This window comes from Streptomyces indicus (assembly GCF_900100315.1).
GTDB lineage: Bacteria > Actinomycetota > Actinomycetes > Streptomycetales > Streptomycetaceae > Streptomyces > Streptomyces indicus.
The window spans coordinates 533,388-556,871 of record NZ_FNFF01000003.1 but is presented as its reverse complement, the minus strand read 5'-3'; the positions used below and the strand labels follow the sequence as shown (position 1 = coordinate 556,871).

At 72.0% G+C, this 23,484-nt stretch carries 20 protein-coding genes; 14 read left to right on the top strand and 6 right to left on the bottom strand.

Annotated features, from left to right (window positions below):
• Nucleotides 1-117: 117 nt before the first annotated feature.
• Nucleotides 118-1,143 carry an ABC transporter substrate-binding protein gene (locus BLT97_RS12025; protein ID WP_093609000.1) on the bottom strand — a complete coding sequence of 342 codons (1,026 nt, stop codon included), beginning with the start codon at nucleotides 1,141-1,143 and terminating at the stop codon, nucleotides 118-120.
• Nucleotides 1,143-2,201, bottom strand: coding sequence for an ABC transporter substrate-binding protein (locus BLT97_RS12020; protein ID WP_093608998.1), 1,059 nt, complete (start codon nucleotides 2,199-2,201; stop codon nucleotides 1,143-1,145). The genes BLT97_RS12025 and BLT97_RS12020 overlap by 1 nt, the downstream gene beginning before the upstream one ends.
• A gap of 55 nt (nucleotides 2,202-2,256) precedes the next feature.
• On the opposite strand from BLT97_RS12020, the gene BLT97_RS12015 reads away from it, so the two are divergent.
• From BLT97_RS12015 to BLT97_RS12005, 3 genes are all read left to right on the top strand, one after another.
• Nucleotides 2,257-3,309: a FecCD family ABC transporter permease gene (locus BLT97_RS12015; RefSeq protein ID WP_425442686.1), complete on the top strand. Its 1,053-nt coding sequence runs from the start codon at nucleotides 2,257-2,259 to the stop codon at nucleotides 3,307-3,309.
• Nucleotides 3,310-3,368: 59 nt separating this feature from the next.
• Entirely contained in the window at nucleotides 3,369-4,397 is a 1,029-nt protein-coding gene (locus BLT97_RS12010; RefSeq protein ID WP_245769279.1) for a FecCD family ABC transporter permease, read from the top strand.
• A 62-nt stretch (nucleotides 4,398-4,459) separates the two neighbouring features.
• On the top strand, nucleotides 4,460-5,278 hold the full coding sequence (locus BLT97_RS12005) for an ABC transporter ATP-binding protein (protein WP_425442681.1): 819 nt from the start codon (nucleotides 4,460-4,462) through the stop codon (nucleotides 5,276-5,278).
• Nucleotides 5,279-5,430: 152 nt separating this feature from the next.
• Here BLT97_RS12005 and BLT97_RS12000 read toward each other — a convergent pair whose 3' ends face one another.
• Nucleotides 5,431-5,778, bottom strand: coding sequence for an SCP2 sterol-binding domain-containing protein (locus tag BLT97_RS12000; RefSeq protein ID WP_093608990.1), 348 nt, complete (start codon nucleotides 5,776-5,778; stop codon nucleotides 5,431-5,433).
• Between the two features lie 66 nt (nucleotides 5,779-5,844).
• Between BLT97_RS12000 and BLT97_RS11995 the strand changes: the two genes are divergently transcribed.
• From BLT97_RS11995 to BLT97_RS11975, 5 genes are all read left to right on the top strand, one after another.
• On the top strand, nucleotides 5,845-6,189 hold the full coding sequence (locus BLT97_RS11995; RefSeq protein ID WP_176953732.1) for a hypothetical protein: 345 nt from the start codon (nucleotides 5,845-5,847) through the stop codon (nucleotides 6,187-6,189).
• Nucleotides 6,190-6,196: 7 nt separating this feature from the next.
• Nucleotides 6,197-7,012: a TlyA family RNA methyltransferase gene (locus tag BLT97_RS11990; protein WP_093608986.1), complete on the top strand. Its 816-nt coding sequence runs from the start codon at nucleotides 6,197-6,199 to the stop codon at nucleotides 7,010-7,012.
• On the top strand, nucleotides 7,009-7,953 hold the full coding sequence (locus BLT97_RS11985; protein ID WP_093608984.1) for an NAD kinase: 945 nt from the start codon (nucleotides 7,009-7,011) through the stop codon (nucleotides 7,951-7,953). Before BLT97_RS11990 ends, BLT97_RS11985 begins: the two co-directional genes overlap by 4 nt.
• Nucleotides 7,954-8,226: 273 nt before the next feature.
• Nucleotides 8,227-9,960, top strand: coding sequence for a DNA repair protein RecN (recN, locus tag BLT97_RS11980; RefSeq protein WP_093609086.1), 1,734 nt, complete (start codon nucleotides 8,227-8,229; stop codon nucleotides 9,958-9,960).
• Between the two features lie 282 nt (nucleotides 9,961-10,242).
• Complete coding sequence (locus BLT97_RS11975; protein ID WP_176953731.1) at nucleotides 10,243-11,388, top strand: glycosyltransferase family 4 protein; 1,146 nt, start codon at nucleotides 10,243-10,245, stop codon at nucleotides 11,386-11,388.
• A gap of 90 nt (nucleotides 11,389-11,478) precedes the next feature.
• Here the strand turns inward: BLT97_RS11975 and BLT97_RS11970 are convergent, their stop codons facing one another.
• Nucleotides 11,479-13,140: a PucR family transcriptional regulator gene (locus BLT97_RS11970; RefSeq protein ID WP_093608980.1), complete on the bottom strand. Its 1,662-nt coding sequence runs from the start codon at nucleotides 13,138-13,140 to the stop codon at nucleotides 11,479-11,481.
• Between the two features lie 160 nt (nucleotides 13,141-13,300).
• Here BLT97_RS11970 and BLT97_RS11965 point away from each other — a divergent pair, with 160 nt between their 5' ends.
• The 4 genes from BLT97_RS11965 (at nucleotide 13,301) to BLT97_RS11950 (ending at nucleotide 17,643) form a co-directional block, all read left to right on the top strand.
• On the top strand, nucleotides 13,301-14,833 hold the full coding sequence (locus BLT97_RS11965; protein ID WP_093608978.1) for an APC family permease: 1,533 nt from the start codon (nucleotides 13,301-13,303) through the stop codon (nucleotides 14,831-14,833).
• A gap of 19 nt (nucleotides 14,834-14,852) precedes the next feature.
• On the top strand, nucleotides 14,853-16,472 hold the full coding sequence (locus tag BLT97_RS11960) for a flavin monoamine oxidase family protein (RefSeq protein WP_093608976.1): 1,620 nt from the start codon (nucleotides 14,853-14,855) through the stop codon (nucleotides 16,470-16,472).
• A gap of 75 nt (nucleotides 16,473-16,547) precedes the next feature.
• Complete coding sequence (locus BLT97_RS11955) at nucleotides 16,548-17,144, top strand: RNA polymerase sigma factor (protein WP_342742721.1); 597 nt, start codon at nucleotides 16,548-16,550, stop codon at nucleotides 17,142-17,144.
• Nucleotides 17,145-17,178: 34 nt separating this feature from the next.
• Nucleotides 17,179-17,643, top strand: coding sequence for a hypothetical protein (locus BLT97_RS11950; RefSeq protein ID WP_093608974.1), 465 nt, complete (start codon nucleotides 17,179-17,181; stop codon nucleotides 17,641-17,643).
• Here the strand turns inward: BLT97_RS11950 and BLT97_RS11945 are convergent.
• Together BLT97_RS11945 and BLT97_RS11940 are read right to left on the bottom strand one after the other, a co-directional pair.
• Nucleotides 17,640-18,554: an alpha/beta fold hydrolase gene (locus BLT97_RS11945; RefSeq protein ID WP_143041329.1), complete on the bottom strand. Its 915-nt coding sequence runs from the start codon at nucleotides 18,552-18,554 to the stop codon at nucleotides 17,640-17,642. The two genes, BLT97_RS11950 and BLT97_RS11945, sit on opposite strands and share 4 nt — an antisense overlap.
• A gap of 103 nt (nucleotides 18,555-18,657) precedes the next feature.
• Nucleotides 18,658-20,460 (bottom strand): glycoside hydrolase family 15 protein, encoded by a 1,803-nt coding sequence (locus BLT97_RS11940; RefSeq protein WP_093608970.1) that lies wholly within the window; start codon nucleotides 20,458-20,460, stop codon nucleotides 18,658-18,660.
• 460 nt (nucleotides 20,461-20,920) lie between these two features.
• On the opposite strand from BLT97_RS11940, the gene BLT97_RS11935 reads away from it, so the two are divergent.
• Together BLT97_RS11935 and BLT97_RS11930 are read left to right on the top strand one after the other, a co-directional pair.
• On the top strand, nucleotides 20,921-22,582 hold the full coding sequence (locus BLT97_RS11935; RefSeq protein WP_093608968.1) for a CTP synthase: 1,662 nt from the start codon (nucleotides 20,921-20,923) through the stop codon (nucleotides 22,580-22,582).
• 115 nt (nucleotides 22,583-22,697) lie between these two features.
• Nucleotides 22,698-23,324 (top strand): NUDIX domain-containing protein, encoded by a 627-nt coding sequence (locus tag BLT97_RS11930; protein ID WP_093608966.1) that lies wholly within the window; start codon nucleotides 22,698-22,700, stop codon nucleotides 23,322-23,324.
• The last annotated feature ends 160 nt before the right edge of the window (nucleotides 23,325-23,484 follow it).

Sequence of the window (23,484 nt, the reverse complement as noted above, 5' to 3'; positions counted from 1 at the left end):
GCCGGGTGGGCCGGTGTGCCGGCGGTGCTGGGTGGCCGGGTGGGCCGACGTGCCGACCGTGCTGGGTGGCCGGTCTGCCGGTGGTGCCGGTGCGGGGCCGGGTGAGCCCGGCGGCGGTCAGGCCTTGAGCTTGTCGGCCTTCTCGATGGCCTCGGCGAGCGCTTCGAGGACCGGCGCGTAACCGGCGTAGCTGTAGCGCTCCTCCATCGACCACGGGATGACCTGGCCGGCCTCGACGGCGGGCAGCCGGGTCCACGTGGGCTTCTTCGCCAGCTCGGCGGCGGGCAGGGTCTGGCTGCGGTTGTCGAGCAGGATCAGATCGGCGTGGTACTTGTCCGCGTTCTCCCAGCTGAGGAACTCCCAGAAGCCCCACTCGTCGACCTTCTTGCCCTCGACGAATTCGACGCCGAGGTCCTTGAAGTAGTTCAGGTCGCAGTACGAGTCCGGGACGGCCACGTAGAACTGGTCCTTGTCGGCGGTGACCGCCATGACCTTCAGGCCCTTGTTCTTCTTCGCCGCCTCGCGCACCCGCGCCTCGGCCTTGTCGAAGCGGGCCCGGGCGTCCTTGACGGTCTTGGCCTCCAGGTCGGCGCCGAGCGACTTCGCCAGGTCCGTGTAGCGCTTCAGCGGGTCGAGCAGCGTGCGGCGGGCGCCGTCGATGCCGACCGTCGGGGCGAGCGCCTCGATCTTCTTGGTCGACTCCTCAGGCACGAACCACAGGAGCGGCGCCGGGAACATGTTGCTGATCAGCAGGTCGGGCTGGAGCGACGCGTACTTCTCGACGTTGAACTGGCCCCAGTCCTCGCCGAGGCTCGTCAGCTTCGTCAGGTCGAGCTCGCCGGCCTGCGGGTTGGGCTTGCCGTCGATCGGCTTGCTCGGGCCGAAGATGCCGACGCACTCGATGCCGTAGTCGTGCAGGGCGGCCGCGGAGGAGACGAAGGCGACGATCCGCATCGGCTTGTGGTCGACCTCGGCGGTCTTGCCGCGGTCGTCCTTGAAGGACCAGGGCTTGTCCTTGCCCTTGTCCGCGCTCGTGGCGGGCTTCTTGTCGTCGCCGCACGCGGTGAGCACGGCACCGAGGCCGAAGGCCGCACCGGCCGCGAGCAGGCCGCGGCGGGAGAGCCCGCCCGTGTTGACGGTCATCAGGCGACCTTCTTCGCGTCCTGGAGGGCGGTGGCGAGGGATTCGAGCAGCGGGGCGATGCCGGCGTGGCTGAACTGCGGCTCGTTGTACCAGGCCACGATCTGGCCCGCCTTGGCCGCGGGGAGCTTCGCCCAGGTCGGCTTGGACTTCATCAGGTCCTCGTGCTGGAGGTTCCCGGTGCGCTTGTCGACGAGGAGGACGTCGGCCTCGTACTGGTCGGCCTTCTCCCAGCTCAGCTCCTCGAAGAAGCCGCCGTCCAGGACCTTCTGCGGGGTCACGATGTCCACGCCGAGCTCGCGGTAGTAGCGCAGGTCCGTGAAGTCCTCGGGGGTGCCCACGTAGAACATGTCGGCGGTGGCGGAGACCGCCATCACCTTGAGCTTCTTCGCCTTCGCCGTCTTCGCGGCCTGGCGCACCGACTCGGCCGCGGCCTCGAAGCGCTGCTTGGCGTCGGTGACCTTCTTGGCCTTCAGGTCCGCGCCGAGCGAGGCGGCGAGCTCGCCGAAGCGGTCGATGACGCCGGTCAGCGAGGTCTTGCCGGTGAGGATGCCGACCGAGGGCGCGACCGCCTCGATCTTCTTCGCCGACTCCTCGGGGATGTACCAGAGGGTGGGCGAGACGTTCATCGTGGTGACGAGGACGTCGGGCTGGAGGCCCGCGTACTTCTCGAGGTTGAACTCGCCCCAGGCGTTGCCGATGATCTCGACCTTGTCGACGTCCATCCGGCCGGCCTGCACATCGGGCTTGCCGTTCTTGAGCTTCGTGGGGCCGAACACGCCCACGCACTCGACGCCGAAGTCGTACAGGGCGGAGGCGGCGCCGACGTAGGCGACCACGTTCTTCGGGGTGGAGTCCTTTTTGACGGTCTTGCCGCGGTCGTCCTTGAACGACCAGCCGGCCGCCTTGCCGGGGGACTCGGAGTCCTTCGAGCCGCCCGAGTCGCCGCACGCGGCGAGCGCCGCGCCCAGGCCGAGGGCGCCGCCGGCGGAGAGGAGTCCGCGGCGGGATATCCGGGCCCGCGGGCCGGCGGAGGAAACGGTGGGACGCGACGGCAACATTGGTCGTGCTCTCTCGTCGAGGGAAAGTGCGAGGGTAGGCTAACCTAACCGGGTGTTGGTCGACAGTCCCCCTCAGCCGCAGACGCAGCCGCCACCAGCCGAGACGGTGCCGGCCAGGCGTCACGCGCTACGCGCCGCCGGTCTGCTCGTCTCGCTCGGCGTGCTGCTGCTCGTCGTCGTGGCGAGCATCGCGATAGGCGCCAAGCAGATACCCGTCGGCGACGTCTGGCACGGCCTGTTCGGCAACACGGGCACCGACAACGACGTCGTCATCCGCGAGCTGCGCCTGCCGCGCACGCTCCTCGGACTCCTCGCGGGCGCCGCGCTCGGCCTCGCCGGCGCCGTGATGCAGGCGCTCACGCGCAACCCGCTCGCTGACCCCGGACTGCTCGGCATCAACGCCGGAGCCTCCGCCGCCGTCGTCTCGGCGATCAGCTTCTTCGGGGTCACCTCGCTGACCGGCTACGTCTGGTTCGCCTTCGCCGGCTCCGCCGCCGTGATGGTCCTCGTCTACGCGCTCGGCGGTGTCCGCGCCGCGACGCCCGTACGGCTCGCGCTCGCCGGTACGGCCGCGACCGCCGCGCTCTACGGCTACATCAACGCCGTACAGATCATGGACACCGCGGCCCTCGACAAGATGCGCTTCTGGACGGTCGGTTCGCTGGCCTCCGCCTCCATGTCCACCGTCGGACAGGTGCTGCCCTTCATCGGTGTCGGCATCGTCCTCGCGCTCATCGTCGCCCGCCCGCTGAACGCGATGGGCATGGGCGACGACACCGCCCGCGCCCTCGGCGCCCACGTCAACCGCACCCGTGCCGTCGCGATGCTCGCCGTCACGCTGCTGTGCGGCGCGGCCACCGCGGCCTGCGGCCCGATCGTGTTCGTCGGCCTGATGGTGCCGCACATGGTGCGCAGCTTCACCGGACCCGACCAGCGCTGGATCCTGCCGTACGCCACGGTCCTGTCGCCTGTGCTGCTGCTCGGCGCCGACGTCATCGGCCGCGTGGTCACGCGCCCCGCCGAGCTCCAGGTCGGCATCGTGACGGCCCTCATCGGCGGCCCGCTCTTCATCTTTCTCGTACGACGCCGGAGGATGGCGCAGCTGTGAAGGCACCGGAATCCGCACCGAAGCCGAAGGCCCCGTCCCAGAGGGCGCAGGGCACCCCGATCCGGGCGCTGCGCACCGCCGGCGGCCTGTCCGTGCGCTTCGAGCTGCGGCCGCTGGTCACGGTGGTGGCGCTGCTCGTCGTCGCGCTCGCGGCGAGTGTGGTGCTCATCGGCACCGGCGACTTCCAGATCCCCGCGTCCGACGTGATCAGCACGCTGCTCGGCAATGGCAGCGTGGCGCACGAGTTCATCGTCAACGACCTGCGGCTGCCGCGGGTGGTGGTCGGCCTCCTGGTCGGTGCCGCGCTCGGCCTGTCCGGCGCTCTGTTCCAGTCCGTGACGCGCAACCCGCTCGGCAGCCCCGACATCATCGGCTTCGGGCAGGGTTCCACGGTGGGCGCGCTCGTCGTGATCGTCCTGTTCAAGGGCAGCGCCGAGGCCGTCGCGTACGGCTCCCTCGCCGGCGGTCTGGTCACCGGCGTGCTGATCTACCTGCTCGCCTGGAAGCGCGGCGTGCACGGCTACCGCCTGGTGCTCGTCGGCATCGGCGCCGCGGCCGTGCTCACCGCGGTCAACGGCTATCTGCTCACCAAGGCGCAGATCGTGGACGCGGCCCGCGCGGTCGTCTGGATCACCGGCTCGCTCAACGGGCGCGGCTGGGAGCAGGTCGGCCCGCTGTTCTGGTTCTGCGTGATCCTCATCCCGCTCGTCTTCGCGTACGCCCGTCCGCTGCGCATGCTGGAGATGGGCGACGACGTGGCGTATGCCCTCGGTGTACGGGTGGAGCGCACCCGGCTCGTCCTGATGACCGCGGCCGTGCTCCTGACCGCCGCGGCCACCGCGGCCGCCGGCCCCGTCGCCTTCGTCTCGCTCACCGCGCCGCAGCTCGCGCGCCGCCTGACGCGTTCGCCCGGGCCCAACCTGCTCGCGTCGATGGTCATGGGCGCCACGCTGCTCATCGCCGCCGACCTGGGCGCCCAACGCGTGTTCGGCGCCGACCAGTTGCCGGTGGGCGTCGTGACCGGCGTGCTCGGCGGCGGATACCTGCTCTGGCTGCTCGCGGCCGAGCGGAAAGCGGGGCGGATTTGAGCAGGTCAGCACGTACGAAGAAGACGGCAGCAACCGATCAGCAGAACCAGGAGCGTGCTCCCTTGAACCGCCTGTCCGCGGACAACGTCACCCTCGGCTACGACCAGCGCGTCATCGCCGAGCAGCTGTCGGTCGAGATCCCTGACCACTCCTTCACGGTGATCGTCGGGCCCAACGCCTGCGGCAAGTCCACGCTCCTGCGCGCCCTGTCGCGGATGCTCAAGCCGTCCGAGGGCCGGGTCCTGCTCGACGGGCAGACCATCCACTCCATGCCCGCCAAGAAGGTCGCGAAGACGCTCGGCCTGCTCCCGCAGTCCTCGGTCGCGCCCGACGGCATCACGGTCGCCGACCTCGTCGGCCGCGGCCGCTACCCGCACCAGGGCCTGCTCCGCCAGTGGTCACCCGAGGACGAGCGGGTGGTCCAGGAGTCGATGGCCTCGACGGGGGTCGCCGAACTCGCGGACCGCTATGTCGACGAACTCTCCGGCGGACAGCGCCAGCGCGTCTGGATCGCGATGGCCCTGGCGCAGCAGACGCCGCTGCTGCTCCTCGACGAGCCGACGACCTTCCTCGACATCCAGCACCAGATCGACGTCCTCGACCTCTGCGCCGACCTGCACGAGGAGCAGGGCCGCACGCTGGTGGCCGTCCTGCACGACCTCAACCACGCGGCCCGCTACGCCACCCACCTGATCGCGATGCGCGACGGCAAGGTGATCGCCGAGGGCCCGCCCTCCGAGATCGTCACCGCCGACCTGGTCGAGCGCGTCTTCGGCATGCGGTGCCAGATCATCGACGACCCGGAAACCGGCACACCGCTGGTGGTCCCGGCGGCGCGCAAGGGGCGGGTGCGGGATGCGGTGGGGGGCTTGGGGCGTTAGGGGCCGGGGCGGGGGGCGCTCCGGTGCGCGCGTTTCGCCTGCCCCGCGGACGAGCGGGGGCACGGGGGCGTCAGCCCCCGGACACCTTCCCGCCGCGGAGCGGCGGAGCAGGCCCGCCGCGCGGGCGAAGGGCACCCAGCCCCCCGTAGAACTCAGAGCAGCTTGCGGAGCTGGAGCAGGTCGCGGAACGAAGCCTCCAGCTTCACCCGGCCCGCAGCCCACGCCTTCGCGAAGTTGAGCTCGCCGTTCACCATCGCGACCAGGTCGTCGCCCGTCATGGCCAGACGGATCTGCGCCTTCTCGCGCGGGGCACCCTCGTACGTGTCCCGCACCTCGATCCGGCCGTCCTGGAGGCGGCCGGTGAACGTGGTGTCGAGGTCCTTGATGTGGCAGCTGAGCGAGCGGTCGAGCGCGGCCGCACTGCGGACGTCGCCCTCGGCCGAGGCCAGATTGTCGCTGAGTCTGTCGAGCGCGCCGCGGCACTCTTCGATCGTCGCCATCGTGATCGACGGTACCTCAGAGCCGGTCGCCGAACCCCTGTCAGTCCTTCGCGGTAGCGTCATGGCATGAGCTACCCGATGCCGGGGCCCGAGAGCGAGGCCCCCTCGGACGACGACCGCGTCCAGGCCGAGGCGGCCGCGCCCCCGGCGCAGGCCCCCGACCCCGACGAGCCCCGCCCGCTGGGCGTCGCGCGCACCGCCACCGGACACGCCGAGGTGGACGCACAGCTGGAGCGCCTCGGCGACGTGGACCACCTCGCCACCGACGGGCACATCGAGGTGTACGAGGATGTGCACGCGGGCCTGCGCGACACCCTCACCGCGCTCGACGCACGACAGGGACCCCCGCCACCCGGCCCCCGGCCCATCCCCGGTGGCGCCCCCGCACGACCGTACGACCACAGGAGCTGAACCGAACGTGGCAGGAGTGGCACGCCGCCGCCTCGACGCCGAACTCGTCCGCCGCAAGCTGGCCCGCTCGCGCGAGCACGCCAGCCAGCTGATCGCCGCGGGCCGCGTCACCGTGGGCCGCAATGTCGCGACCAAGCCGGCCACCCAGGTGGAGACGGCGGCGGCCATCGTGGTCGCCGCCGACGACAGCGACCCCGACTACGTCTCGCGGGGCGGGCACAAACTCGCGGGCGCCTTCGAGGCGTTCGTGCCGCAGGGGCTCGTCGTGCAGGGTCGCCGCGCCCTGGACGCCGGCGCCTCCACCGGGGGCTTCACGGACGTGCTGCTGCGCGCCGGCGCGGCCCACGTCGTCGCCGTGGACGTCGGCTACGGGCAGCTCGCCTGGTCGCTCCAGAGCGACGAGCGCGTGACCGTCAAGGACCGGACGAACGTACGGGAGTTGACGGTCGAGGTCATCGACGGCGAGCCCGTCGACCTGGTCGTGGGCGACCTGTCCTTCATCCCGCTGGGCCTCGTCCTGCCCGCCCTCGTCCGCGTGGCGGCGCCCGGCGCCGACCTCGTCCTGATGGTCAAGCCGCAGTTCGAGGTGGGCAAGGAGCGGCTCGGCAGCGGTGGAGTCGTGCGCAGTCCCGAGCTGCGTGCGGAAGCGGTACGGACGGTGGCCGGGCAGGCCTGGCAACTCGGGTACGGCGTACAGGGCGTGACGGCCAGCCCGCTGCCCGGACCGTCAGGAAACGTCGAGTACTTTCTGTGGCTCAGGGCCGGTGCACCCGAACTGGACCCGGCCGACCTGGAGCGAGCGGTGGCGGAGGGACCCAGTTGACGAGTCAGACGGACGGTCAGACCGGCAGTGAGACCGGCGAGGAGACGGCGGAGCGCACCGTCTTCCTGCTCGCGCACACCGGCCGTCCGGCCGCCATCCGCAGCGCCGAACTCGTCGTCCAGGGACTGCTGCGCAGCGGTCTCGGGGTGCGGGTGCTCGCGCAGGAGGCCGCCGATCTGCCGCTGCCGCCCGAGGTCGAACTGATCCCGGAAGCGAGCCCCGAAGCCCTCGACGACTGCGAGCTGCTCATCGTCCTCGGCGGCGACGGCACCCTGCTGCGCGGCGCCGAGTTCGCCCGCGCCTCCGGGGTGCCGATGCTGGGCGTGAACCTCGGCCGGGTCGGCTTCCTCGCCGAGGCCGAGCGCGACGACCTCGACAAGGTCGTGGACCGCGTGGTCACGCGCGCGTACGAGGTCGAGGAGCGCATGACGCTCGACGTCCGCGTGCGCAGCAACGGCACGGTGGTGCACACGGACTGGGCGCTGAACGAGGCGGCCGTGCAGAAGGTGTCGCCGGAGCGGATGCTCGAGGTCGTCCTGGAGATCGACGGCCGGCCGGTCAGCGGCTTCGGCTGCGACGGCATCGTGTGCGCGACGCCCACCGGTTCGACGGCGTACGCCTTCTCGGCGGGCGGACCCGTGGTGTGGCCGGAGGTCGAGGCGCTCCTCATGGTCCCGATCAGTGCGCACGCGCTGTTCGCCAAGCCGCTGGTGACCTCGCCGGACTCGGTGCTCGCCGTGGAGGTGCAGCCGGATACGCCGCACGGGGTGCTGTGGTGCGACGGGCGGCGGACCGTGGAGCTGCCCGAGGCGGCACGCGTGGAGGTGCGCCGCGGTGCGGTGCCGGTGCGGCTGGCCCGGCTCCACCACGCGTCCTTCTCGGACCGCCTGGTGGCGAAGTTCGCGCTGCCCGTCTCGGGGTGGCGCGGGGCGCCGAAGTAGGAGGCCGGCGGGCGCGCGTGCCCTCGCGCACCGGAGTCGCGTGCCTTCGCGCCCACCGGAGTCGCGTGCCTTCGTGCGTACCGGAGTCGCGTGCCTTCGTGCGCACCGGGGACGCGACCCTCGTGCGCGCCCGAGGCACGCGCCAGCACCCACCCCCGCGGGTGATACCGCCGGACTTGGGCCCCTGTGTCACCTGCCCGTTCGGGGTACGGGGCCGGGGCCCGTCGCACGGGGGGCCCGAGACCTCGTAAGGTCGTGTCCGTGTTGGAGGAGATGCGGATACGGTCGCTCGGAGTCATCGACGACGCGGTGGTCGAGCTGTCGCCCGGATTCACCGCGGTCACCGGTGAGACCGGCGCGGGCAAGACCATGGTCGTCACCAGTCTCGGTCTGCTGCTGGGCGGTCGCGCCGACCCCGCCCTCGTACGGATCGGCGCCAAGAACGCCGTGGTCGAGGGCCGTATCAGGGTGCCCGCCGACGCCTCGGCCGTGGTGCGCGCCGAGGAGGCCGGTGCGGAACTGGACGACGGGGCGCTGCTGATCAGCCGTACCGTTTCCGCCGAGGGGCGCTCCCGGGCCCATCTGGGCGGGCGCAGCGTGCCCGTCGGGCTGCTCGGCGAGCTCTCCGAGGACCTCGTCGCCGTGCACGGGCAGACCGACCAGCAGGGCCTGCTCAAGCCGGCCCGGCAGCGGCAGGCCCTCGACCGGTACGCCGGGGACGCCGTCGCCGTCCCGCTCGCCAAGTACGCGGCCGCGTACAGGCGCCTGCGCGCCGTCAGCGCCGAGCTCGACGAGATCACCACGCGCGCCCGCGAACGGGCGCAGGAAGCCGATCTGCTGCGCTTCGGACTCGACGAGATCGCGGCCGTCGAGCCGCGGCCCGGCGAGGACGTGGAGCTGTCCGCCGAGGCCGAGCGGCTCGGGCACGCCGAGGCCCTCGCCTCCGCCGCGACCGCCGCGCACGGCGCGCTCGCCGGCAACCCCGAGGACCCCGAGGGCGTCGACGCCGGGATGCTCGTCGGCGGCGCCCAGCGCGCGCTCGACGCCGTACGCTCGCACGATCCCGCGCTCGCCGGTCTGGCCGAGCGGCTCGGCGAGATCGGCATCCTGCTCGCGGACGTGGCCGGGGAGCTTGCCGGATACGCCGACGACCTCGACGCCGATCCGCTGCGGCTCGCCGCCGTCGAGGAGCGCCGTGCCGCGCTCACCCAGCTGACCCGCAAGTACGGCAAGGACGGCGGCGCCGGGGACATCGCCGCCGTGCTCGCCTGGGCCGAGACCAGTGCCGCCCGGCTCACCGAACTCGACGGCGACGACGAGCGGATCGGCGAACTCACCGCCGAGCGCGACGCGCTCCGCGGCGAACTGGCCGGTCTGGCACAGGCGTTGACCGACGCGCGCGCCGAGGCGGCCGAGCGGTTCGCCGCCGCCGTCACCGAGGAGCTTGCCTCCCTCGCGATGCCGCACGCCCGCGTCACCATCGCGATCGGGCAGACCGAGGACCCGGCCGGCATCGAGGTCGGCGGCCGCACCGTCGCGTACACCTCGACCGGTGTCGACGAGGTGGAGCTGCTGCTCGCCCCGCACCCGGGCGCCCCGCCGCGGCCGATCGCCAAGGGCGCGTCCGGCGGTGAGCTGTCGCGCGTGATGCTCGCCGTCGAGGTGGTGTTCGCCGGTTCGGACCCCGTGCCCACGTATCTCTTCGACGAGGTGGACGCCGGCGTCGGCGGCAAGGCGGCCGTCGAGGTCGGAAGGCGGCTCGCGCGCCTGGCCCGGTCCGCACAGGTCGTGGTCGTCACGCACCTGCCGCAGGTGGCGGCCTTCGCCGACCGCCAGCTCCTCGTCGAGAAGACCAACGACGGCTCGGTGACCCGCTCGGGCGTCAAGGTGCTCGAAGGCGAGGACAGGATCCGGGAGTTGTCGCGGATGCTCGCCGGCCAGGAGGACTCCGAGACGGCCCGCGCCCACGCGGAGGAGCTGCTGGCCGCGGCGCGCGTGGAGGGCTGAGGCGCGCTGCCGCGGGTCGTACGACTGCGGCAGGCGGGGCGCTCGGTGAGCTGTTGGGCGACCGGTGCCAGCCGGTGGGCGCACTCACCCATGTGGGTGGTCCACGTGATCTCCTTGCCGCCGGGGACACAGGTCGCGGTGCCCGACGGTGCCGGAACGTGCGTACGGACTGGCATCCTTGGCGGAGCACCGCGCGGCCCGCGAGGACCGGCCCGCGCGCCCCCCGGCCCCAACTGCCGGGCCGTCCCCGCCGATTCATGCCGATTCAGGAGCACCAGCGCAGTGACCCACCCGAGCAGCCGGCCGCCGCAGGGCAGGACTCCGCTGCGTACCGTGCAAGTGCTCGGTGGCGGCAGCGCGGGCAGCTCCGTGCACGTGCGCTCGCTCACCGCGGGACTGGTCGCGCGGGGCGTGCGGGTCACGGTGTGCGCGCCGCCGGGGCTCGACGACACCTACGGGTTCACCGCGGCGGGCGCGCAGTTCGTGCCCGTGCCGCGGCGCACCGACCCGGTCTCGGTCTCCGCGCTGCGGGCCGCCTGCGCCGAGGCCGACCTCGTGCACGCCCACGGGCTGCACGCGGCCGTGCGGTCCGCGCTGGCACGCCCCGCGCAGACCGGGCGCCGCACCCCGCTCGTGGTCACCTGGCACACCCGGGCGCACGCGGAGGGCGCGCGGGCCCATCTCCTGCGGCTCCTGGAGCGCAGGGTGGCGAGGGCCTCCTCGGTGGTGCTCGGCACCTCGTCCGAGCTCGTGGACCGGGCCCGCAGCCGCGGCGCCCGCGACGCCCGCCTCGCCCCCGTCGCCTTCCCCGCGCCGCGGCGGCCGCCCGCGCCCGCGCACGACGACCCCGAGCGGCTCGGGCACAAGGCGCGGGCCGAACTGGGCGCCGTGGACCGCCCGTTGCTGCTCGCCGTCGGCTCCCTGGAACCGCACCGCGGCTATGGCACACTGCTCGACGCGGCCCACGCGTGGCTGCGGCTCGACCCCGTACCGCTGCTCGTGGTGGCGGGCGAGGGTCCCGAACGGGCCGCGCTCCAGCGCCGTATCGACCTCGAAGGCCTCCCGGTACGCCTCGTCGGCCGCCGCGACGACGTACCAGAGCTCCTCACCGCCGCCGACGTGGCGCTGCTCCCCAGCCGCTGGGAGTCCCGCTCGGTGCTCGCCCACGAGGCCCTGCACTCCGGGGTGCCGCTGGTCGCGACGGCCGTCGGGGGAGTGCCCGAACTCGTCGGCGACGCGGCCGAGTTGGTCCCGTACGGCGACTCCCGTGCCCTGGCCTCGGCCGTCGAGCGGCTGCTCGTGGACCCGGGCCGCCGCGCCTGGCTGCGGGCCCAGGGCCTCGCGCAGGCGGCGACGTGGCCGACGGAGGACGACACGGTGGCGCAGATCCTCAGCGTGTACGACGAGTTGACCGAGCCGCTGCGCTGACCTCGCCCCCCACGCTGAGCCGGCGGCACAGCTGATACGCGCACGGGCCACCCGCCCCCGTACGCGCACGGGCCACCCATTCCGTACGCGCTAAGAACCCCCCACCAACCGCCGCGCCCGCAACGCCAGACTGAGAGCGAGCACCGTCTGCGGATCGTCCAGGTCCGTGCCCAGCAACTCCGCTATCCGCGCGAGGCGGTTGTAGAGCGTCTGCCGGTTCAGGTGCAGCTCGCGGGCCGTCTCCGCCTTGCGTCCCGCGTGCGTCAGATACGTGGACAGGGTCGGCAGGAGCGGCGGCTTGGAGCGGGCGTCGTGCTCGATCAGGGGCCCGATCGCGCGGTCGACGAAGGCCGCCAGGTCCGGGTGGTCGCGCAGCCGCCAGAGCAGCAGTTCGGTGTCGAGGCGGCGCGCGTCGTACCAGGGACGGTCCGACAGGCCCTGGGCCGCCGTCGCCGTCTCGGCCGCGTGCCGCAGACCCGCCGAGGCCGCCACCCAGCCACCGGCGACCCCCACCACGACCACCGGCGCACGGCCCGCAGCGCGCAGCCCCGCACGCTCCACCCCGGCCCGCAGCGCGGCCGCCACACGGTCGGCCACCGCGGTCCGCTCGGACTCCGAGCGCAGCCCGAGGAGCAGCGGCACCCGCCCCTCCACCGGACGCACCCCGACGAGCACCGGCACCCCCACGGCCGCGAGCTCCTCCGAGACGGCGCGCGCGAGCACCGCCCAGCCGCCGCCCGGCGCGAACGCCACCGTGTCGTCCGGCAGCCGCATCACCACCGGCAGCAGCGGCCCGTCGCCGGGCTTGAAGCCGAGCACGCGGGCCTGGGCGGGGGCGTCCGGCGCGGCGATCCGCCCCTCGGCGAGGTCGGTCAGGAAGTCGCCGCGCCCGCGGGCCGCCAGCTCCTCCTCCTGCCGGGCCTGCATCAGCACGACGGCCAGGATCCCCGCCGCGCGCTCCGCCGCGATCCGGTGCACCGGAAGCAGCGGCGAGCTCACCGCGAGCAGCGCGATCCGGGCCCGTACGGACCCCGGGGCGGCGCTCCCCGGTGCGCCGCCGCCACTGCCCGGCACGTCCACGAGCACCGCGTTGGCCGGCGGCCCGGCCTCCCGCGACCGCCCCCGCAGCCCCTCCCAGACCTGGAGCGGATCCACCCCGGCAGCCGACGGGCCCGCCGCGTACAGGAGCTGGCCGTCGGCGGTCTCCAGGAACACCGGGTTGTCCGTGAACTCCGCGAGGATCGAGAGCACCTGCGGCACCCCGCCTCCGCCGAGCAGCGCCCGCGTACAGCGCCGGTGCACCTCCTCGGCCTGCTGGAGCAGCGTGTAGTGCCCGTTCACGATCTCGGTGTGCACCTCTTCGGTGACCGTCACGAACGGCACCTCGCGGTGCAGCTGCACGAGGGGGAGCCCGGCCGCGCGCGCGGTGTCCACGATCGCGGCCGGCAACCGGGCGAAGCGCGGGCCGAGTTCGACGACGAGGGCCGCGATCTGGCGCTCGGCCAGCTTGCGCACGAAGGCCCGTTGCTCGGCCGGGCGCGTGCCGAGCCCGAGCCCGGTGGTCAGGAGCAGCTCGCCGCCCTTGAGCAGCGAGGCGATATTGGGCACCTCGCCCGCGTGCACCCAGCGGACCGTGCGCTGAAGGCGCTCCGCGCCGACGAGGACCTCGGGCAGGCCGCTGCGCAGACTCGGCAGTTCGAGCGCGCCCTTGACCGTGATCCCGCCCCCGTCGGCGGGCCCGTGCATGTTCATCCTCCGGACGCTACCTGCGGCCGCGTTTCCGGAACATCACCGGCCGGTCACAGCGGTACGCGACCGGCCCCGCAGGGCGACAACTCGTCGTCCCCACAAGGCGATTGCACGACTTGATGTCTGTTGTGGCCTGCGTCACCCCGGGCCAAGCTGCGCGGTCATGACAGAAACCTCCCCGCGTTCCCCGGGCAGCGGCGCGCCGCAGCGCGAGGTCCACCGCCTCAAGGCGAACTCCGTCGGCCTGGTCGGCGTCGTCTTCATGGCCGTGGCCACCGCCGCGCCGATCACCGCGATGACCGGCAACCTGCCCATCGCCGTCGGCTTCGGCAACGGCACCGGCGCTCCCGCCGGCTACCTGTTCGCCACGCTCGTCCTGACGGTGTTCTCGGTCGGCTACGTGGCCATGGCCCGCCGTATCACCGCCGCCGGCGCCTTCTACGGCTACATCTCGCACGGCCTCGGCCGCATCGCGGGCATGGCCTCCGGCATGCTCGCGGTCCTCGCGTACGTGGTCTTCGAGGCCTCGATCGTCGGCGTCTTCGCGTACTTCACCAAGACCACCGTCGCCGACCAGCTCGGCTGGGACGGACCCTGGATCCTGTACGCGGCCCTGATGCTCGCCGTCACCGGCATCCTCGCGTACTTCGACATCAACCTCACCGCCAAGGCGCTCGGCGTGATGCTGCTCGCCGAGATCGCGGTCCTCTTCGCGGTGGCCACGGCCGTCCTCCTCAACGGCGGCGGCCCCGACGGCATCCCGGTCGAGCCCATCAACCCGGCGAACGCCTTCACCGGAGCATCGGCCGGACTCGGCCTCTTCTTCGCCTTCTGGTCCTGGGTCGGCTTCGAATCGACCGCCATGTACGGCGAGGAGTCCAGGAACCCGAAGAAGGTCATCCCGCGCGCCACCCTCATCTCGGTGATCGGCGTCGGCCTCTTCTACATCTACGTCTCGTGGATGACGATCGCCGGCAACGGCCTGTCCGGCTCGGTGAAGATCTCCTCCTCCGCGACCCCGCTCGACCTCTTCTTCGCCCCGGCGCAGTCCTTCATCGGCGCCTGGGCCGTGGACACCTTCCAGTGGCTCCTGATCACAGGCTCGTTCGCCTGCGGCATGGCCTTCCACCAGTGCGCCTCGCGCTATCTGTACGCCATCGGCCGCGAGGGCTTCCTGCACCCCGCCCTCGGCCGTACGCACGCCAAGCACGGCTCGCCGTACATCGCCTCGTACGTCCAGAGCGCCATCGCGGTCGTTCTCGTCGGCGCCTTCTGGCTCACCGACCAGGACCCGTACATCCACCTGTACACGCTGCTCGCCATCCTCGGCACGATGGCGATCCTCATCGTGCAGACGCTCTGCTCCTTCGCCGTCATCGGCTACTTCCGCAGGAACCACCCCGAGGACCGGCACTGGTTCAAGACGCTCGTGGCCCCGCTGCTCGGCGGGATCGGCATGATCGCCGTGGTCGTGCTGCTCGTGATCAACATGGAGACCGCGGCCGGCCTCGCCGCCGACTCGGTCTTCTTCAAGGCCATCCCGTGGCTGGTCGGCGCCGTCTTCTTCGGCGGCCTCGGCCTGGGCCTCTATCTCAAGGCCAAGCGCCCCGAACGGTACGAGATCATCGGCCGGATCGTCCTGGAGGACTCGGCCGAACGCGAGGACAGCACCCCCGCCACCCCTGCCGGCGTCTGACGATCCGAGGAGCATCCCCATGGCTCGTACGCACCTGATGCACGTCCTGCACGGCATGGCCGCCGAGCGCGCGGCCGCCGACCGGCTCGGCCTCGAACCGGCCGAGGTCCGCGGCTCCTCGCGCCGCACGCTGCTGAAGCGGGCGGCGGCGCTCGGGCTCGGCACGGCGGTCGCCACCCAGGCGACCTCCGCAGCGGCGGCCGCCCCTGTCTCCGCGAACGCCGGCGCACCCCGCATCGCCGTGGTCGGCGCGGGCATCGCCGGGCTCACCGCGGCGCTCACCCTGCACGACGCCGGCCTGCCCTGCACCCTCTACGAGGCGAACCAGGAGCGGGTCGGCGGCCGGATGTGGACCCAGCGCGACCACTGGGCGTACGGCCAGCACTCCGAGATCGGCGGCGAGCTGATCGACACCAGCCACAAGAAGATCCTCGAACTGTGCCGCAGGTTCGACCTGCCCACCGAGGACTTCCTCGGCGGCGGCCCCAACGGCGCCGAGGAAGTCCTGTGGTTCCAGGGCCGCTACTATCCGCGCGAGGAGGCCGAACGCGACTTCAACGCCGTCTACCAGGCCCTGCACCGCGACCTCATGGACGCGGGCGAGGTCTTCTGGAACCAGACCACCCCGACCGGCACCGCACTGGACAACATGTCGATCCACGACTGGATCGAATCCCGCGTCCCGGGCGGCCACAGCTCACCGCTCGGGCGCTTCTTCGACGTGGCCTACAACGTCGAGTACGGAGCGGACACGAGAGACCAGTCCTCGCTGGCCCTCGTCCTGCTGATGGGCTACCAGCCCAACCCCGGCAACTTCAACATCTGGGGTTTGTCCAACGAGCGCTACCACATCACCGGCGGCAACGACCAACTCCCGCGCGCCATCGCGGACTTCCTGCCCGACGGCACCCTGCGCCACGGCTGGTCCCTGAACGCCGTACGGGCCAACGCGGACGGCACCCAGACCCTCACCTTCACCGAGGCGGGCGCCACCCGCACGGTCACCGCCGACCACACGATCCTGTGCGTCCCGCTGCCGATCCTCAAGCAGCTCGACCTCACCAAGGCCGGCTTCGACCCCCGCATGACGAACCTGCTGCGGGACGCCCGCATGGGCCACTGCACCAAGCTCAACATGCAGTTCACCAGCCGCCCCTGGCGCGGCACCGGACCGTGGCCGGGCGTCTCGGCGGGCGACTGCTTCACCGACACCGACGTCCAGCAGACCTGGGACACCACCAAGATCCAGCCGGGCACGGGCGGCATCCTCATCCAGTACGGCAGCGGCAGCCTCGCCAAGGCGCTCACCCCGGCCACCCCGTTCGCCACCGAATCCGACCGCTACGTCAGGGACTTGGCGACAAAGCGCCTCGCCGGCATCGACGCCTTCTTCCCCGGCACATCGGCCAAGTGGACCGGCAAGGCACAGCTCTCGGCCTGGCACCGCAACCCGTTGGCCCAAGGCGCCTACTCCTACTGGCCGGTGGGCTATCTGCACCGCTACGCCGGCTACGAGGGCACCCCGCAGGGCAACATCCACATCGGCGGAGAGCACTGCAGCTACGACTTCCAGGGCTTCATGGAAGGCGGCGCCACGGAGGGGGAGCGCGCGGCCAGGGAGGTGATCGGGAAGGTGTGAGCTCCGGCTCCGTGTGCGATTGCCGCCCGGACCTCCGGCCAACTACCGTATGCCGGACGGGAAACGGGGGTCCGGGTGGCTGACGCACGCGACGCGGCGGATCCGCAGTCCACCCCGAGGGACAAGCGTTCCACCGCGCGGGACGCAGAGCCCACCCCGTGGGCTGCGGCCGTCCCTCTGGTCCGCGCGGCACGGCAGGGCGACGCCCTCGCCATGGATGATCTGCTGACCCGCGTGACACCGTACGTGACCCGGTTGTGCCGGCCGATCGCCCCGGCCGACACCGCGGACGCCGTACAGGAGGCACTGACCGCCGTCTTCAAGGGCCTGCGGGGACTGCGCGACCCGCAGGCCTTCTACGCCTGGGTCCGCATGGTCACGGTGCGCGAGGCGGTACGGGTCGCCCGCGGAACCGCGGTCGAACGGCCCGCCGACCCCGACGAACTGGCCCGGCTCGGCGGCCTGCCACCCGACGGCGCCACCGACCTCTCGGCCGAGGTCCGCGACGTCCTGTCCCGCCTCCCGGTGCAGTACCGCGCGGTCCTGGTGCTGCGGGAGCTGGAGGGCCTCGACGAGCGCAGTGCGGCCCGGCTCCTGGGCGTCGCACCCGGCACCGTCAAGTCCCGTCTGCACCGGGCCCGTTCCCTGTTCCGCAGGACGTGGTCGCAGTGAATGGCGCCGAACGCATCCAGGAAGGCAGGCCGGCATGAGCACGGATCCCGTGGCGCGGCTGCGCGTCATGGCCGCGGGCCTCGGTGCCGCCCTGTACGCCGAGGAGCGGATCGCCCTGCCGTACGAGCAGGTGTGGGCGGTCGCCTCGGACCTTTCGGGCGAACTCCCGTATCTCATCCCGCTGTTGCGGGAGTTCAGGGTGCCGCCGGGGGACAGCGACCGCAAGACGGCCCTCGCGGTGGGCCCCCTCGGCACCCGCGACACCTTCGAGGTGCGGCTCGCTCCCGGTTGGTGCCTGATGCAGTCCGGCCTGGTCGTCGGCGGCATGGCAGCCGTACGTGAGGGGGACGGCACCCGTTTCGCCATGCTCGGCACCACGCGTCCGTTCGCCCTGCGCCCGGTCCAGCGGGCGTACACAACGCTGCTCGGCCGGCGGCGTGCACGGGCTTTCGTACGCGCCGTGGAGCAGCGGGCACGCCTGAGGCCCCCTGCCGACTAACCGAGGGAGAACAGCTTCCTCGCAGCCTCCGCGACCTCCTCGGGCCGCTCCTGCGGCAGATGATGCCCGGCCCCGGACACAAGCCGCACCGTCAGATCGTCCGACCTGGTCTCCCCGCCCGCCAGCATGGACGGCGCGATCACCGGATCCTTCGCGCCCCCGAGCAACACCGTGGGCACGGTCAGCCGGTGCCGCCGCCAGGAACCCCGCACCATCCGGGGCACATCCCGCAGCACGTACTGCCAGAACATCGCCTGCCCGGCCCGGGCGCTCTCCTGCGCCGCAGCCGTGAACTCCCGCAGCTCCGCCTCCTGCCAGAGAGCCGGATCGCCTACCTGGTGCCGCAGCAGGAAGCGGGTGAAGCCGGGCCAGTGCCGCAGCACCAGGCGCCCGAGCACCGGGTACTCGACGAACGCGGTGAACCACATCCGCCACAGATTGGGCACGACGGCCCGGTGCCGCGGCCAGGGGTGGGTCATGTTCAGCGCCAGATAGCCGGTGAACCGCTCGGGAGCACGCAGGCACAGCCGGAACCCGACCTGCGCTCCCCAGCTGTGCCCCACGAGCCCCACCCGCTCCAGACCGAGGGCGTCGAGCAGCGCGAGCATGTCCTCGGCCAGCGTTTGCGTGTCATAGCCGCGCCGCGTCCGCTCCGACCAGCCGAAGCCCCGCAGATCCGGCACGATCAGCCGGTGCTCGGCGGCAAGCAGCGCGGCCACCTTGCGCCAGCCGTACCAGTGCTGCGGAAAGCCGTGCAGCAGCAGGAGCGGTGCACCGGAGCCGTACTCCGCGAGGTGCAGCCGAACACCGCGCACCCGCACCCACCGGTGCGCGGCTCCTTTGTCGTACGGCATGGTCCGCCCGGACACCGCCGTGCCGTGCTCCGGGGTCGATCCCGTCGTAGAAACCACGATGCGTCCCTCTCGCCCGCGCGGACCGCTGTCGATTCCGCGTCGGCAGGCCAGGAGTGACGCATCGCCCGAAAGGTTCCCGGCACTTGAGGAAGAGGGGGAACTAACCCCCGTAGGCCCCCGAAGCCGTCAGCCGCAGCGCCGTGTCGATCAGCGGCACGTGGCTGAACGCCTGCGGGAAGTTGCCGACTTGGCGCTGCAACCGCGGGTCCCACTCCTCCGCGAGCAGTCCGAGGTCGTTGCGGAGCGAGAGCAGCTTCTCGAAGAGTTCGCGTGCCTCGTCGACCCGGCCGATCATCGCGAGGTCGTCCGCGAGCCAGAACGAGCAGGCGAGGAAGGCCCCTTCGTCGCCCTCCAGCCCGTCCACGCCCGCGTCGTCACCGGAGGTCGGGTAGCGCAGCACGAAGCCGTCCTCCGTGGACAGCTCCCGCTGGATCGCCTCGATGGTGCCCACGACCCGCTTGTCGTCCGGCGGCAGGAAGCCCACCTGCGGGATGAGGAGCAGGGAGGCGTCCAGCTCCTTGGAGCCGTACGACTGCGTGAAGGTGTTCCGCTCCGGGTCGTAGCCCTTCTCGCACACGTCCCGGTGGATGTCGTCGCGCAGCTCGCGCCACCGCTCCAGCGGACCGTCCGCGTCACCGGACTCGATCAGCTTGATGGTGCGGTCCACGGCCACCCACGCCATGACCTTGGAGTGCACGAAATGCCGCCGCGGGCCGCGCACTTCCCAGATGCCCTCGTCGGGCTGGTCCCAGTGCGTCTCCAGGTAGCGGATCAGCTTCAGCTGGAGCAGCGAGGCGTAGTCGTTGCGCGCGAGGCCCGTCATGTGCGCGAGGTGCAGCGCCTCGGTGACCTCGCCGTAGACGTCGAGCTGCAACTGGTGCGCGGCGCCGTTGCCGACCCGCACCGGCTGCGAGTTCTCGTACCCCGGCAGCCAGTCCAACTCGCTCTCGCCGAGCTCGCGTTCACCGGCGATCCCGTACATGATCTGGAGGTTCTCCGGGTCGCCCGCGACCGCGCGGAGCAGCCACTCGCGCCAGGCGCGGGCCTCCTCGCGGTAGCCGGTGCGCAGCAGCGACGACAGCGTGATGGCGGCGTCGCGCAGCCAGGTGAAGCGGTAGTCCCAGTTGCGGCCGCCGCCGATGTCCTCGGGCAGCGAGGTGGTGGGCGCGGCCACGATCCCGCCGGTCGGCGCGTACGTCAGCGCCTTGAGCGTGATCAGCGAGCGGATCACGGCCTCGCGGTAGGGCCCGTGATACGTGCAGTGCTCCACCCACTCGCGCCAGAACTCGCTGGTCGCCTCCAGGGAGGCCTCCGGCTCCGGCAGCGACGGCGGCTCCTTGTGCGAGGGCTGCCAGCTGATCGTGAACGCGATCCGGTCACCGGGACCGACCGTGAAGTCCGAGTACGTCGTCAGGTTCTTGCCGTACGTCTCGGCCGGGGTGTCCAGCCACACGGAGTCGGGGCCCGCCACCGCCACGGTGCGCCCGTCCACCTTGTGCACCCACGGCGTGATCCGCCCGTACGAGAAGCGCATCCTGAGCGCCGAGCGCATCGGCACCCGGCCGCTCACGCCCTCCACGATCCGGATCACCTGGGGTGCGCCGTCGCGCGGCGGCATGAAGTCGGTGACCCTGACGGTGCCGCGCGGGGTGTCCCACTCGGACTCCAGGATCAGCGAATCACCGCGGTAGGTACGGCGGTCGGCCGCCGGTGGCTTGTCGTCCGTCCCGTACGCGGGCCCGAGCCGCCAGAAACCGTGGTCCTCGGTTCCCAGCAAACCCGCGAACACCGCGTGCGAGTCGAAACGGGGGAGACACAGCCAGTCCAGCGAGCCGTCCCTGCAGACCAGGGCAGCGGTCTGCATGTCTCCGATAAGTGCGTAGTCCTCGATGCGCCCGGCCACGTGCTTTCTCCAGTCGAACGGCCACTTCCGCCCTCTCGGGGCGCTTGCGTTGCAGTCAAGGGTCGTTGACGAGCTCTTGGGTCCGGGAGCGGCGGGATGGTGCCTTGTGCCGGCCGGCTCGCAGCGTATTCCGAGCAGGATACGCGCACCCTAGTGATCGGGCCCGGGGAGGTCGCAAAGCGCTACGGCCGAATGGGTGACGTCCGCAATGTCGTATACGTCGCGTCAACCCGCGGCCACGGAATGTGGCCCTCCGGGGGTGGTGCGGTGCCGCGTGCGGGGTGGCCGGAAGCAGGCTCCCCGTGTCGCTGATACCCTGGTAGCCCGTGGACCGGTGGTCGGCTGCGAGCAGTCAGGGCCCCCGAACCGCAGCGACGGCACCCCCTCCGGCATCTGACGGAGAGAACCTGGGAAGCCGGTACGCACCCCACCTCGCGACCACGGGAGCCCCCTCTTGGCCATGCCGCCCAAAGCCACGACGACCAAGCACATCTTCGTCACCGGGGGTGTCGCCTCCTCCCTCGGCAAGGGCCTCACGGCCTCCAGCCTGGGTGCGCTGCTGAAGGCCCGTGGCCTTCGCGTCACGATGCAGAAGCTCGACCCGTACCTGAACGTCGACCCGGGCACGATGAACCCGTTCCAGCACGGTGAGGTGTTCGTCACCAACGACGGCGCCGAGACCGACCTGGACATCGGCCACTACGAGCGCTTCCTCGACGTCGACCTCGACGGCTCGGCCAACGTCACCACCGGCCAGGTCTACTCGACGGTGATCGCCAAGGAGCGCCGCGGCGAGTACCTCGGCGACACCGTGCAGGTCATCCCGCACATCACCAACGAGATCAAGCACCGCATCCGCCGCATGGCCACCGACGACGTCGACGTGGTCATCACCGAGGTCGGCGGCACCGTCGGCGACATCGAGTCGCTGCCGTTCCTGGAGACCGTCCGCCAGGTCCGCCACGAGGTCGGCCGGGACAACGTCTTCGTCGTGCACATCTCGCTGCTGCCCTACATCGGCCCCTCCGGCGAGCTGAAGACCAAGCCGACCCAGCACAGCGTCGCCGCGCTGCGCAACATCGGTATCCAGCCGGACGCGATCGTGCTGCGCGCCGACCGCGACGTCCCGGCGTCCATCAAGCGCAAGATCTCGCTGATGTGCGATGTCGACGAGGCCGCCGTGGTCGCCGCCATCGACGCCAAGTCGATCTACGACATCCCGAAGGTGCTGCACACCGAGGGCCTCGACGCCTACGTCGTCCGCAAGCTGGACCTCCCGTTCCGCGACGTGAACTGGACCCAGTGGGACGACCTGCTCGACCGCGTCCACAACCCGAACCACGAGATCACCATCGCGCTGGTCGGCAAGTACATCGACCTGCCCGACGCCTACCTCTCGGTCACCGAGGCGCTGCGCGCGGGCGGCTTCGCCAACAAGGCCCGCGTGAAGATCAAGTGGGTCACCTCGGACGACTGCAAGACCCCGGCCGGCGCCGCCAAGCAGCTCGGCGACGTGGACGCGATCTGCATCCCCGGCGGCTTCGGCGACCGCGGGGTGAACGGCAAGGTCGGCGCCATCACGTACGCCCGTGAGCACAAGATCCCGCTGCTCGGCCTCTGCCTGGGCCTGCAGTGCATCGTGATCGAGGCCGCGCGCAACCTGGCCGACATCCCGGACGCCAACTCCACCGAGTTCGACTCCTCCACCGCGCACCCGGTCATCTCCACGATGGCCGAGCAGCTCGACATCGTCGCCGGCGAGGGCGACATGGGCGGCACCATGCGCCTGGGCATGTACCCGGCGAAGCTCGCCGAGGGCTCCATCGTGCGCGAGGTGTACGGCGGCAAGGAGTACGTCGAGGAGCGCCACCGCCACCGCTACGAGGTCAACAACGCCTACCGCGCCGACCTCGAGAAGAAGGCGGGCATCCTGTTCTCCGGCACCTCCCCGGACAACAAGCTCGTCGAGTACGTCGAGTACCCGCGCGAGGTGCACCCGTACCTGGTCGCGACCCAGGCGCACCCGGAGCTGCGCTCCCGCCCGACCCGCCCGCACCCGCTGTTCGCGGGCCTGGTGAAGGCCGCCGTCGAGCGCAAGACCGGGGCCAAGTCCGGTAAGTAGTCCGCGGACTCCAGGCGATACGGTTGCCGGGGTACGGATCTCGCACGCGAGAGCCGTACCCCGGTTTCTGTTTGCGTGCCGCCGTCGGCGGTCCGGGCTCGTGGGAGGCGTACGGATGACGATCAAGGACACCGCCGAGGAATGGCGGATCACGGCCTCCGCCACCCCCTTCGCCGGCAAGAAGACCAGCGTCCGCACCGACGACGTGGAGATGCCCGACGGGTCCGTCGCGCGCCGCGACTACCAGGTGCACCCCGGCTCGGTGGCGGTGGTCGCCCTCGACGACCTCGGCCGCGTGCTGGTGATCCGCCAGTACCGCCACCCCGTGCGCCGCAAGCTCTGGGAGATCCCCGCCGGGCTCCTCGACGTCCCCGGCGAGAACCCGCTGCACGCCGCGCAGCGCGAGCTCTACGAGGAGGCGCACGTCAAGGCCGAGGACTGGCGGGTGCTCGCCGACGTCTACACGACGCCGGGCGGCAGCGACGAAGCCGTACGCGTGTTCCTCGCACGCGATCTCTCCGAGGCCGAGGGCAAGCGCTTCGAAGTGGCCGAGGAGGAGGCCGACATGGAGCTCAGGCGGGTGCCGCTCGACGAGCTCGTGCGCGGCGTGCTCGCCGGCGAGCTCCAGAACAACTGCCTGGTCGTGGGCGTGCTTTCGCTGATCGCCGCGCAGCAGGGCGACGGCCTGGACGCGCTGCGCCCCGCCGAGGCGCCCTGGCCCGCCCGTCCCTTCGAGGCCTGAGGGAGCCGTCGGTCGAGGCCTGAGGGAGCCGTCGGCCCATCCGGCCCCTCCGGTGTGACCATCGGCTGATCCGATCGAGGGATCTGTCCGCCGCGCTCACCGGCTTCCGTCACGATGCGTGAACTACGCTCGACGACGACGGAACGCACCGGAGACTGAC